The 11,854-nt window shown below is 71.9% G+C and carries 14 protein-coding genes; 5 read left to right on the top strand and 9 right to left on the bottom strand.

Annotated features, from left to right (window positions below; genetic code table 11):
• Positions 1 to 71: 71 nt before the first annotated feature.
• Entirely contained in the window at positions 72 to 1,385 is a 1,314-nt protein-coding gene (locus HP507_RS15590) for a DUF3500 domain-containing protein (protein ID WP_271207241.1), read from the bottom strand.
• Positions 1,386 to 1,486: 101 nt separating this feature from the next.
• Between HP507_RS15590 and HP507_RS15585 the strand changes: the two genes are divergently transcribed.
• Entirely contained in the window at positions 1,487 to 2,776 is a 1,290-nt protein-coding gene (locus HP507_RS15585; protein WP_175352700.1) for an FAD-dependent monooxygenase, read from the top strand.
• The gene (locus tag HP507_RS15580; RefSeq protein ID WP_175352699.1) at positions 2,773 to 3,213 is read left to right on the top strand and encodes a nuclear transport factor 2 family protein; all 441 of its coding nucleotides are present in this window, start codon (positions 2,773 to 2,775) and stop codon (positions 3,211 to 3,213) included. The genes HP507_RS15585 and HP507_RS15580 overlap by 4 nt, the downstream gene beginning before the upstream one ends.
• Positions 3,214 to 3,260: 47 nt before the next feature.
• Here HP507_RS15580 and HP507_RS15575 read toward each other — a convergent pair whose 3' ends face one another.
• The gene (locus HP507_RS15575; protein ID WP_175352698.1) at positions 3,261 to 3,644 is read right to left on the bottom strand and encodes an MmcQ/YjbR family DNA-binding protein; all 384 of its coding nucleotides are present in this window, start codon (positions 3,642 to 3,644) and stop codon (positions 3,261 to 3,263) included.
• 83 nt (positions 3,645 to 3,727) lie between these two features.
• On the opposite strand from HP507_RS15575, the gene HP507_RS18465 reads away from it, so the two are divergent.
• Positions 3,728 to 4,027: an excalibur calcium-binding domain-containing protein gene (locus HP507_RS18465; protein WP_217508848.1), complete on the top strand. Its 300-nt coding sequence runs from the start codon at positions 3,728 to 3,730 to the stop codon at positions 4,025 to 4,027.
• A gap of 30 nt (positions 4,028 to 4,057) precedes the next feature.
• Here HP507_RS18465 and epsC read toward each other — a convergent pair whose 3' ends face one another.
• From epsC to HP507_RS15555, 3 genes are all read right to left on the bottom strand, one after another.
• Entirely contained in the window at positions 4,058 to 4,642 is a 585-nt protein-coding gene (epsC, locus tag HP507_RS15565; protein WP_271207242.1) for a serine O-acetyltransferase EpsC, read from the bottom strand.
• Positions 4,639 to 5,577 (bottom strand): cysteine synthase A, encoded by a 939-nt coding sequence (gene cysK / locus HP507_RS15560; protein WP_175352697.1) that lies wholly within the window; start codon positions 5,575 to 5,577, stop codon positions 4,639 to 4,641. Before cysK ends, epsC begins: the two co-directional genes overlap by 4 nt.
• A 329-nt stretch (positions 5,578 to 5,906) precedes the next feature.
• Positions 5,907 to 6,944, bottom strand: coding sequence for a dipeptidase (locus HP507_RS15555; RefSeq protein WP_175352696.1), 1,038 nt, complete (start codon positions 6,942 to 6,944; stop codon positions 5,907 to 5,909).
• 43 nt (positions 6,945 to 6,987) lie between these two features.
• Here HP507_RS15555 and HP507_RS15550 point away from each other — a divergent pair, with 43 nt between their 5' ends.
• Positions 6,988 to 7,563: a GNAT family N-acetyltransferase gene (locus HP507_RS15550; RefSeq protein ID WP_175352695.1), complete on the top strand. Its 576-nt coding sequence runs from the start codon at positions 6,988 to 6,990 to the stop codon at positions 7,561 to 7,563.
• Positions 7,560 to 8,048 carry an SRPBCC family protein gene (locus HP507_RS15545; RefSeq protein ID WP_175352694.1) on the top strand — a complete coding sequence of 163 codons (489 nt, stop codon included), beginning with the start codon at positions 7,560 to 7,562 and terminating at the stop codon, positions 8,046 to 8,048. Before HP507_RS15550 ends, HP507_RS15545 begins: the two co-directional genes overlap by 4 nt.
• Here HP507_RS15545 and HP507_RS15540 read toward each other — a convergent pair.
• From HP507_RS15540 to HP507_RS15525, 4 genes are all read right to left on the bottom strand, one after another.
• Positions 8,015 to 8,542, bottom strand: coding sequence for a GNAT family N-acetyltransferase (locus HP507_RS15540; RefSeq protein ID WP_175352693.1), 528 nt, complete (start codon positions 8,540 to 8,542; stop codon positions 8,015 to 8,017). The genes HP507_RS15545 and HP507_RS15540 overlap by 34 nt on opposite strands.
• A 4-nt stretch (positions 8,543 to 8,546) precedes the next feature.
• On the bottom strand, positions 8,547 to 9,950 hold the full coding sequence (locus HP507_RS15535; protein WP_271207244.1) for an LLM class flavin-dependent oxidoreductase: 1,404 nt from the start codon (positions 9,948 to 9,950) through the stop codon (positions 8,547 to 8,549).
• A gap of 104 nt (positions 9,951 to 10,054) precedes the next feature.
• A complete protein-coding gene (sufU, locus tag HP507_RS15530) occupies positions 10,055 to 10,498 on the bottom strand; it encodes a Fe-S cluster assembly sulfur transfer protein SufU (RefSeq protein ID WP_175352692.1) in 444 nt (147 codons plus the stop codon).
• Complete coding sequence (locus HP507_RS15525; RefSeq protein WP_175352831.1) at positions 10,495 to 11,796, bottom strand: SufS family cysteine desulfurase; 1,302 nt, start codon at positions 11,794 to 11,796, stop codon at positions 10,495 to 10,497. The genes sufU and HP507_RS15525 overlap by 4 nt, the downstream gene beginning before the upstream one ends.
• Positions 11,797 to 11,854 lie beyond the last annotated feature (58 nt).

The following is an 11,854-nucleotide window of genomic DNA, read 5'->3' as shown; positions in this document are numbered from 1 at the left end:
GCGCTGCCCGCGGCGGGTGCGCTGCCCGCGGCGGGAGCGCCGCCCGGCGCGGGGCGCTGCCTTGCGAGCGGTCAGGCGGTGCGGGCGCGCCACGCGTCCACGTACGCCCGACCGTAGTCGTTCCCGTTCGGGAGCCGGAGCGTCGTGTGCACGTGGAACCGTGCCGGCAGGCGGTTGCCGAGCCAGACCCCGGCGTGGTGGTCGAGCTCCGCGAGGATCACCGGGCTCTGCACGCGCAGGTAGAACGGCTGGGTGCCGTCGGTCGCGCCGTACCAGGCGAACCACGTCTCCTCGAGGTGAGCGTCGTAGTCCCGGAGCGTCGCCTCCCGCTGCGGCTCCCGGAGGAGCAGGAGGAAGTCCGCGACGACGGCGCGCAGGAGCCCGAGCTGCTCCGCGTCGAGCTCGGCCGCCGGGATCCCCTCGTACGGGATCACGCGGTTGTCGCGGAACGCCCCCGCGACGTGCCGCTCGTCGGCCGGGTGCAGTCGCCCCTCGGGCATCGCCGGGTCGAGCACCGAGGCGTACACGACCGCCCGCTCGCGCTGGGCGTCGGTCAGGGATGCCGCGAGCCGCAGCGCCGCCGCCTCGCGCTCGTCGAAGACACCGGGTCGACCGTCGTCCGTGACGGCGGGCTCGGCACCGAGGAACACCGGCGCGATGACGTGCCGGTCGCCGACGGCGAGGAAGTTGACCGCGACGTGGTGGCCGAACAGCTGCCAGCCCCACGGTGCGTCGTCCGACGGGGTGCCGAACATCGACACCCAGTAGCTGCGGTCGTTCATGACGGTCGGCAGCCCGACCAGGTCCCCGAGGAACCCGTTCAGGGACATCAGCGTGCGGACCCGCTCGTACCCCTCGGGGCTGAGGCTCGCCCGCAGGAGATCGTGGACCGCCCGCACCTCCGGCTCGTCGAGGTCCTCGAGCCGGAGTCCGACGCGGTGGATCACGAACTCGGGGTTGCTCCAGGCGCGCCACTCGGGGGCGTCGACCGGGTGGGTGAACCGCTCGCGCTCCTCCGCGTCGAGTGTCCGCAGCAGCCGCTCGGCGGCCTCGCGGAGCGCCGGGTCGCCGGGGGCGCCGACGGGGAGCGGGTAGAGCCCCTCGCGCACCGCGCCGTCGTTCGTGACGCCGCGGAACGGCTCGTCGTACAGGCGCCGCCAGGACGCCAGGAGTTCCTGCACGAACGAGGGCGCCGTACGCTCCGCCGAGTACACGTCCCACGACTCACCCCGGTACTGGGCCACGGTCGGGTCGTCCGGATCGAGCAGGAAGTCGCGGAAGTCGCCGCCCGGGAGCTCGACCGCCCCCTCGACGCCGGTCGTCCGATCGTCCGAGAAGAACTCGTCGTCCTCCGCGGTCTTCTCCCTGCCAGTTCGCGCTTCCACGGTGCCGACCTCCTCGTCGTTTCTCGCATCAGAACCATTTGACTGTATCTTTATAATCATCTACGGTCCAGGGGGACGTACTTCACGAAGGAGTGGAATTGATGGACATCGCCATCGTCGGTGCTGGCCCCGGAGGGCTCATCACTGCACTGCAGCTGCACAAGCGTGGGCTGTCCCCACGGATCTACGAATCCGTCCCGGAACTCAGGCCACTCGGCGTCGGAGTCGACATCAAGCCGTACGGGGTGCAGGAGCTCGAGGACATCGACCTGCGGGAAGAGTTCGACTCGATCTCCGTCGACGCGAAGGAGTCGCTGTTCTTCAACCACTTCGGTCAGGAGATCTACGCCGAGCTCTGCGGCACGCACATGGGGTACCTCTACCCGCAGCGGTTCGTGCACCGCGGGTACCTGCAGATGATGCTGTACCGTGCCGTCATCGACCGGCTCGGGTCCGACTCCGTCGTGCTCGGCGCCCGCACCGTCTCCTACGACTCCGACGACACCGGCGCGACGCTGCACCTGCAGCACCGCGACGGCAGCACGAGCGAGGTGCACGCGGACGTCGTGATCGCCGCCGACGGCATCAAGTCCACCGTCCGCCGGCAGATGCACCCCGAGAGCGCCGACCCGAAGTACTCGGGCATCACGATGTGGCGCGGCACCACCGTCATGGAGCCGTTCAAGACCGGCGGCACCATCCTGCACATCGGCGACCCCCGCATCGCGAGCATGATCGTCTACCCCATCGCCGACGACTTCGAGGGCACCGGGGAGACCCTGGTGAACTGGGTCGTCGAGGCGACCCGCGACGAATCCGTCGAGGACTGGAACCAGCACGGCACCGTCGACGAGATCCTGCCGCTCTTCGAGCACACGAAGCTGCCGTTCCTCGACGTCCAGGAGATGCTCCGGAACGCGCACGAGGTGCTGCTGTTCCCGCTCATCGACCACGACCCGCTCGACTCCTGGGTGGACGGCCGCGTCGTGCTGCTCGGCGACGCCGCGCACGCCATGTACCCGCGCGGTGGCAACGGCGTGTGCCAGGCGTTCGTCGACGCCCGGATCGTCGCCGAGCGGCTCACGGAGTCGGACGACCCGGCGGAGGCGCTCCGCGCGTACGAGGCCGAGCGTCTCGGACCGGTCAACCGACTGGTGATGGCGAACCGCGGCGAGGCCTACGAGGTCATCCGCCGCATGGTCGCCGAACGCACCGAGGGCAAGCCGTTCGAGGACATCGAGCAGGTGCTCCCCCTCGCCGAGGCCGACGCCATCTTCAGCAAGTACCACGCGCTCGTCGGCATGCCCCGCCCTGGCTTCGAGGCCGGCGAGGCCACCGGGTTCCGTTCGAGTGACGCCACGACATCGGGGGCACCGTGGTCCAGGGCGTGACGACCGCGAGCCCGGCCGTGGCCGAAGAACTCCTCGCGGCCGAGCGACGACGCCAGGAGGCGCTCATCGCGGTGGACCTGGACGCGCTCGACGAGCTCTTCGACGACTCCCTCGTGCACATCCACGCACCCGGGCTCGTCCAGGACAAGCAGCAGCTGCTCGAGCACACCGCGACCCGTCGCCCCTACCTCGAGATCACCCGCGGCGACCTCGACCTGCGCGTGGTCGGCGACGACGTCGCGGTGATCACGGGACCGATCGCGAACCGGATGCGGGCGCCGGGCGGCGGTGAGCGGACGCTCGAGGGCGTCGTGACCCAGGTGCTGCACCGGGAAGCGAACGGAGCCTGGCGCTTCATCAGCTTCCAGATGACCCCGTACGGAGAGCAGGCCTGGCCGTCGCTGCCGTCCGAGCAGCGGGCATCCGACCCGGCGTGACCCGACGGCGGTGGGCGCGCTCGCGTCCTCCGCCGACCGCCGGGGTGTCAGTCGAACTGCGCCCGGCGGGCCGGGTCGACCGGCCGCTTCGCCTGCGGCAGCTTCGCGACGACGAGGTCGTACGCGTTGCCGACGAGGTCCTCCACCAGGGTCTCGTCGATGCCGTCGCCGGGCGACAGCGTGATCCAGTGCTGCTTGTTCATGTGCCAGCCCGGCGTGATCTCGTCGTGGTCGCGCACGAGGGCGGCACCGTGCGGCGGGGCGCACTTGAGGTTCACGATCGGCACGCCCCGCAATTCCGAGGTCATCACGAACATCTTCCCCACGACCTTGTAGACGAACGCGCCCTCGCCGAACGGCTGTGTCTCGGCCACGGCGGGCAGGCCCATCGCGGTCCGGGCCGCGACCTCGTGCAGCGTCTCGCCGTCCATGGTTCGAGCATGCACCACACCACCGACCACGCGCCTCGTTCTGGGGTGGGACCCGGCGCCCGGCAGCGACGTACCCTCAGGTCGTGCGACTCACCCGAACCCTCGGCATCACCGCCGCCGCCACCGTGCTCGCCGCGTCCGTCGTCGTCGGCGGCGCCTCGACCGCGCAGGCCGCCCCGACCGTCTACAAGAACTGCACCGCCGTGCAGAAGGTGTACTCGGGCGGCATCGCCAAGAAGTCCGTCACGAAGAACCGCGTCACGTCGAAGGGGAAGGTCACCTACCGGGCGCTCAAGGGCACCGTGAAGAAGGACGACGCCCTCTACAAGGCGAACAAGAAGATGGACGCGGACGGCGACGGGATCGCCTGCGAGAAGAGCTGACGCGGTGCGGGCGTCGACGCGCCCGCTCCCTCAGAGCGTCGGCACGCCCTCGTGCCCGGAGCGGGGGCGCGCCGAGCCAGCCACGCCCGTGACGACCGAGCCCGCGGGGACGTCCTTCGTCACCACGGTGTTCGCTCCCACGACGGAGTCCGCCCCGACCGTGATCGCGCCGATGAGCGACGACCCCGCCCCGAGCACCACTCGGTCGCCCACCGCCGGGTGCCGACGAGCGCCGGGGCCGTGTTCGCCGCCGCGCCCACCGAGGGTCACCCCGTGGAAGACCACCACGTCGTCGCCGACCACCGCCGTCTCCCCGATGACGACGCCCATGCCGTGGTCGATGAAGAACCGCCGGCCGATGCGCGCGCCGGGGTGGATCTCGATGCCCGTCAGCGAACGGGCGATCTGCGCGATCACGCGCGCCGCGAACCGCGAGCCGGGCAGCCCCTCGGCGATCCACAGTCGGTGGGTCAGCCGGTAGGTCCAGATGGCGTGCAACCCCGAGTACACGAGCGCGTTCTCGAGGTCGCCGCGGGAAGCGGGGTCACCGCGGCGTGCTGCGGCGAGGTCCTCCCGGACGGTCCGCAGCACGCCTCGTCGGACAGGAGGCTTCACGCAGTGAGTCCCTCGAAGAGCACGGTCGACAGGTAGCGCTCACCGGTGTCGCACACGACCGCGACGACGCGCTTGCCGACGTTCTCCGGGCGGGCGGCGATCTCGATCGCGGCGTGGACGATCGCGCCCGACGAGATGCCGGCGAGGATCCCCTCCTGCGTGCCGAGGTCGCGGGCCACGCGGAGCGCGTCGTCCAGTTCGACGTCGAACACCTCGTCGATGACGCTCCGGTCGAGGACCTCCGGGATGAAGTTCGCGCCGATGCCCTGGATCTTGTGCGGACCGGCCTTGCCCTCGGTGAGCAGCGGCGAGTCCTTCGGCTCGACGGCGACGATCTGCACGCCGGGCACGCGCTCCTTGAGGACCTGGCCGACGCCCGTGATGGTGCCACCGGTGCCGACCCCGGCGACGAACACGTCGACGTGCCCCTCGGTGTCGCGGAGGATCTCCTCCGCCGTGGTCTTCCGGTGGATCGCCGCGTTCGCCGGTGTCTCGAACTGGTGGGCGAGGATCGCGCCCGGCGTCTCCGCGACGATCTGCTCGGCCTTCGACACCGCGCCCTTCATGCCCTCAGGACCGGGCGTGAGGACGATCTCGGCCCCGTACGCGCGGATGAGCGCACGACGCTCGACGCTCATCGTCTCGGGCATCGTGATGACGACCCGGTACCCGCGGGCGGCGCCGACCAGCGCCAGCGCGATGCCCGTGTTGCCGGAGGACCCCTCGACGATGGTGCCACCGGCCTGCAGCTCGCCGGACTCCTCGGCTGCGTCGATGATCGCGACGCCGAGGCGGTCCTTCACGCTCGCGCCCGGGTTGTAGAACTCGAGCTTCGCCAGGATCTCGGCTCCGCCCTCCTTCGGGAGGCGGTTCAGCCGGACCAGCGGCGTGTTCCCGAACGCCTGCGAGATGTTGTCGTGGATCGTGCCGCTCATCGGTACCGTCCTCTTCGGGTCAGGTCGCGTGCCTCCGCCCTGGAGGCACGGCGTGCGCTGCGATCCTAGCGATCCGACCCAGCGTGTCCCTGTCCGATGACGTGCGCGGCGCGACGGACGCGCGCCGCGCCTCCCGTCCGTCGCCGGCCGGCTCGCTCGCCAAAGCGACAGCTTCCCGCCTGACTCTCGCGGCAATCTGTCGCTTTCGCCGAAAGGACCGTGCCGCTTGCCGCGGGCTTGTCGCTTTCGCGCCACAGCGACCGCGCCACCGCCGCCGCGCCACAGCGCCGCCGCGCCACCGCCGCCGCTACCACCGCAGCGCCGACGCGTCAGCGCACGTGCGCCGTGCGCGCGAAGCGCCCGTCGGTCGCCTCGAGCACCCGGAGCACGTTGCCGCCGGCCAGCGCCCGCATGTCCTCCTGGCCCCATCCACGGCGGCGGAGCTCCGCCGCGAGCACCGGGTACCGCGACACGTCCCGGAGGTCCGGCGGCAGCACCGGGGTGCCGTCGTAGTCCCCACCGAGGCCGATGTGGGACGCACCAGCCACCTCGCGCGCGTGCTCGACGTGGTCCGCGACGTCGGACACCGTCACGAGCGGCGGCTCCCCGACCGACCCGGCGTCCTCCCACCCGGCCCAGGCCGCCGACACGAACTTCGGCACGAAGGTGATCATCACCACGCCACCGTTGTCCGCCAGCCGGGCGAGCACGTCGTCCGGCACGTTGCGGGGGTGGTCGTTCACCGCGATCGTCGACGAGTGGCTGAACACCACGGGCTGCGTGGCGACGTCGAGGGTGTCGCGCATCGTCGCCGGTGCGGTGTGCGACAGGTCGACGAGCATGCCGATCCGCTCCATCTCGGCGACGATCTCTCGTCCGCGGTCCGTGAGCCCGCCGTGCGGGTGCGAACCGGTCGCGGAATCGGCCCAGGCGGTGTCGTCGTTGTGCGTGAGCGTCATGTACCGGACGCCGAGCCGGGCCAGGTCACGGAGGACGGCCAGGTCGTCGCCGATCGAGTGCCCGCCCTCCGCACCGAGGAGCGACGCGATCCGACCGGAGTCGACGGCGGCTCGGACCTCGGCCGCGGTCCGGGCCAGCGCGAGCGACTCCGGGTACCGCTCGATGAGCCGGTGCGCGACGTCGATCTGCTGCAGCGTCGTCCGCACGGGGTCGGGGTCGTCGGCGGGGACGAACACCGACCAGAACTGACCGACGACGCCGCCCGCGCGGAGCTTCGGGAGGTCGGTGTGCAGCGATCCCTCCTCGGAGTCGATGCCGTCCACCCCGGAACCGTGCGTGTCGCGTCGCTCCCACGGCAGGTCGTTGTGTCCGTCGATGACCGGGAACGGCAGCGTGTCGAACGTCATGTCCCGACGGTACCGCGGGCCCGGGCGTCGTTAGGCTCGGCGGATGGACCCCGTCACGCTCCGCACCGACCGGCTCGTGCTCTCGGTGCCGGAACCCGCCGACGCGGACGACGTCGTGGCGTACGCGAACGATCCGGACGTCATCGCCTACACCCCGGTTCCGGTGCCGTACGGCCGTGCCGAGGCGCACCACTGGATCACCGAGATCGTGCGCGCGGGCTGGACGGCGGGCTCCCGGTACGAGTTCGGCGTCCGTCGGGCCGACGATCCCCGGCTGCTCGGCACCGTCGGCCTGTTCGGGTTCGTGGACGGTGCCGCCGAGATCGGGTACGCGATGCACCCGGACGGACGCGGGCAGGGGCTCATGACCGAGGCCGCAGCGGCCGTGCTGGAGTGGGCGTTCGCGCCGTTCCCCGACGGACTCGGTCTCGTCCGTGTGCAGTGGCGCGCGATCGCGGCGAACGCACCGTCGGCGGCGATCGCCCGGCGGCTCGGCCTCCGCTACGAGGGCCGGCTCCGCGCCGGCGTGCTCCACCGCGGGCGACGCCACGACCAGCTCATCGCCGCAGCACTCCGCGAGGACGACCGTTCCGACCCGACGGTCTGGCCGACGACGTGACCGTGTCGTTCCGGGTCGTCACCGAGCTCGACGTCCCGCCCGAGCGCGCCTTCGCGCTGTCGCTCGACATCGACGCGCACGAACGATCGATGGCCGCCAGCGCCGAGCGCGCGGTCGCCGGCACGACCTCCGGCACGATCGGGCTCGGCGAGACCGTCACGTGGCGAGCCCGTCACTTCGGTGTCGTCTGGCGGATGACGAGCCGGATCACCGCTCTGGAGGCGCCCCACGCGTTCGTCGACGAACAGGTGCGTGGGCCGTTCGCCCGGTTCCGGCACGAGCACCGCTTCGAGCCGTCGGCTCGCGGCACCCGGATGGTGGACGAGATCGAGTTCCGCGCGCCGCTCGGTCCGCTCGGCCTGCTCGCCGAGCGGGTCGCGCTGGCGCGGTACCTGCCGCACCTCATCCGCGCGCGGAACGCGTCCCTGGCGGCCGAGCTCCGCGACGGCGGTCAGGCCCCGACGAGCTCACCGTCCGCGCCGTAGGTGCCTGCATCGGCGACCCAGGCGCGGGTGGGCCGGCCGCTCAGCGCATGCGGGAACACTGCCCCGACGGGGTGGAAACCGGCGCTGCGGTAGAGCCGGAGCGCGGGCGCGTTGCCCTCGAGCGCGTGCAGCAGGCACCGGCGGTGTCCGGCGCCTCCGGCCCCGGCGACGGCGGCCCGCAGCAGGGACCGACCGAGGCCGTGACCCTGCGCCCGCGGATCGACGGCGAGGAGTGAGAGGTACGCGGCGTCGTCCGGATCGTCGGGCCGGCCGGTGCCTGGCGCCGTGACGAGGCCGAACCCGGCGAGCCCACGGTCGTCCGACGCCACGACGAGCGCCACCCGCGGCGCCGCGAACTTCGCCCGTGCGCGGTCCCGGACGGCGTCCGACTCCGGAGCACCGTCACGCGTCGCGACGGCGGTCGTCCACAGGGCGGTGCAGCCGGCGACCTCGTCCTCGGTCGCGGCGCGCACGACCCAGGACGATCCGATCATCCGTTCAGCCTACGACGGAGCGCTGGCCGACACGGAACGAGGCACCGCGGTGCTCGTCCGGCAGCCGATCGCCGCGGCCGTGCAGCTTGTGACGGAGCGACCCGGGCTCGTAACCGTCGGGGTAGACGCCCCGCGCGCGGAGCTCCGGCACCACGAACTCGATGACGTCCTCCCAGGTGCCGGGGGTCACCGCGTACGCGAGGTTGAACCCGTCGACGTCGGTCTGCTCCTGGATCTCCACGAGCCGGTCCGCGATCGTCGCACCGCTGCCGACCGCCACCGGACCGAGCCCGCCGATCGCGGTGTGCCGGGCGAGGTCGCGGATCGTCCACTTCGAGCCGTCCGAACCGGTCGCCGCCGCGATGTTCGCCGCGGCCGACTGGATCGCGTTCGACTCGACGTCCCCGAGCGGCTCGTCGAGGTCCCACTGCGACAGGTCGACGCCCATCCAGCCGGAGTTCAGGACGAGCGCGCCGAGCTCGGACGCGTAGGACAGGTAGTCCTCGTACTTCGCCTGCGCGAGTTCGTCCGTCGCGTCCGTGATCACGGTGAGCAGCGTGTAGACGCGAGCGGCGTACCGGTCGCGACCAGCAGCCTCCAGGGCATCGCGGACCTTCGCGACGGTCGTGGCGAGCTGTTCGACCGTCGGCGCACCGACGAACACCGCCTCGGCGTTCTCCGCCGCGAAGCGGATGCCGCGCGGCGACGCGCCCGCCTGGTAGATGACGGGCGAGCGCTGCACGGACGGCTCGGAGAGGTGGATGCCCGGGACGTCGAAGTGCGTGCCGTGGTGCTCGATCGGGTGCACCTTCGCCGGGTCGGTGAAGACGCCGGACTCGCGGTCCTCGACGACGGCGTCGTCCTCCCACGAGCCCTCCCACAGCTTGTAGAGCACCTCGAGGTACTCGTCCGCGACGTCGTACCGGTCGTCGTGCGAGAGCTGGTCGCTCTGTCCCATGTTCCGAGCGGCGCTCGGCAGGTAGCCGGTCACGACGTTCCAGCCGATGCGGCCCTTGGTGAGGTGGTCGAGCGTCGAGATGCGGCGCGCGAACGGGTACGGGTGCTCGTACGCGGTCCCCGCGGTGATCCCGAAGCCGAGGTGCTCCGTCACCGACGCCATCGCGGACACGAGCAGGATCGGGTCGTTCACCGGCACCTGCGACCCCGTGCGGAGCGCCGCCTCGTTCGTCCCGCCGTAGACGTCGTACGTGCCGAGGACGTCGGCGATGAAGATCCCGTCGAAGGCTCCACGCTCCAGCAGCTTCGCGAGGTCCGTCCAGTACGACAGGTCGTTGTAGTGCCGCGACCGGTCGCGCGGGTGCCGCCACAGCCCCGAGGACTGGTGCGCGACGCAGTTCATGTCGAACGCGTTGAAGCGGATCTGCCGGGGTGCGCTGTTCGTCGTCACCCGCGCGAGGCTACGTGCGGTGCCCCGGGACCGTCTCGGACGTTGCGTCGTGTGACGCGGACGGCCTGGAGGCGCGGCGCGGGTCCGCCACCACCGGCGGCCCCTCAGGCGGTCGCGTCGCGCACCGCGGCCTCGGCCGCGACCCAGGCGAGCATGCCGCACTTCACGCGCATGACGAACTTCGAGACGCCGTGGAACGCGACGAGGTCCTCGAGGACGTCCTCGTCGGGTTCGCCGGTCCCGCGGGAGCGCATCATCGTGCGGAACGCCTCGGTGAGCGCGAGGAGCTCGGGGACGGTGCGGCCGACGGCCATGTCGGTGAGCACGGACGCCGAGGCCATCGAGATCGAGCAGCCGTCGCCCTGCCACGCCAGTTCGGCGATGCGGTCCGTTCCTGGTTCGAGCCGCACCCGCACGGTGATCTCGTCGCCGCAGGTGGGGTTCCGTTCGAAGTGTTCGGCGTCGGCGGCCTCGAGCGGGCCGTCGCCGTGCCGGGCCTTGGCATGGTCGAGGATGACCTGCTGGTAGAGCGAGTCGAGGGCGTTCACGCGTCCACCCCGTCCGCGCCGAAGTAGCCACGGATCTCGCCCACCGCGCTGAGGAAGCGGTCGACGTCCTGGTCGGTCGTGTACACGTACGTGCTCGCGCGGCTCGTGGCGACGAGGCCGAGCCGGCGGTGCAGGGGTTGGGCGCAGTGGTGACCCGAGCGCACCGCGATGCCCTGCGCGTCGAGGTACTGCGAGACGTCGTGTGCGTGGACGCCGTCGACGTCGAACGACACGAGGCCCGACCGGGGAACCCCGGCCGGTGGTCCGACCACGCGGATGCCGGGGATCCCGGCGAGCCCGTCCAGCAGCCGTCGTGCGAGGTGCTCCTCGTGCGCGCGGACCCGCTCCATGCCGATGCCCTGGAGGTAGCGGACGGCCTCGGCGAGCGCCACGGCCTGGGACACCGGCTGCGTGCCGGCCTCGAAGCGCTCGGGCGCCGGCATGAAGTCGGTGTGCTCCATCGTCACCGTCGTGATCATGGAGCCGCCGGTGCGGAACGGTGGCAGCGCGTCGAGGAGCTCGTGCCGTCCCCAGAGCACACCGATGCCGTTCGGGCCGAGCATCTTGTGCCCGGAGAACACGGCGAAGTCGACGTCGAGCGCCTGCACGTCGAGCGGCCGGTGGGGTGCCGACTGGCAGGCGTCGAGCACGACGAGGGCGCCGTGCGCGTGCGCGGCTGCGACGACGGCCGACACCGGCGCGACCATCCCGGTGACGTTCGAGACGTGGGCGAACGCGACGACCTTCGTCCGTTCGGAGATCAGGGCGACGGCGTCCTCGGCGGTCCAGGTGCCATCGTCCGCGACCGGGACCCAGCGGAGCGTCGCACCGGTCAGCGCGGCGAGCTCCTGCCAGGGGACGAGGTTCGCGTGGTGCTCGGCCTCGGTGACGAGGACCTCGTCACCCGGCCCGATGCGGAAGCGCTCGGCGTCCGCTCCCCCGCGACCACGGCTGGCGTTCGCGATGCCGTACGCGACGAGGTTGAGGGCGTCCGTGGCGTTCGACGTCCACACGACCTCTGACGCCGACGCCGCGCCGATGAAGCCGGCGACGGTGGTGCGGGCGTCCTCGTACGCGTCGGTGCTGAGCGCCGCAAGGGTGTGGGCGCCGCGGTGCACGGCGGCGTTGTCGTGCTCGAGGAAGCGGCGTTCGGCCTTGAGGACCTGGCGGGGTCGTTCGGCCGTGGCACCGGAGTCGAGGTACGCGAGGGGGAACCCGTTCACCTCCTGCTGGAGGATCGGGAAGTCCCGTTTGATCGCCTCGACCTCGGACTCGGTGAGCGGTTGGTTCGGCGCCACGACAGTCACCAGACAATGGTGGTCCGCGGACGGCGCGGCGTCCAGTCGGCCGGTCCCG

It is taken from the genome of Curtobacterium pusillum, assembly GCF_013359865.1.
Lineage (GTDB): Bacteria > Actinomycetota > Actinomycetes > Actinomycetales > Microbacteriaceae > Curtobacterium > Curtobacterium pusillum.
This window is presented reverse-complemented; position numbering and strand designations above follow the sequence as displayed.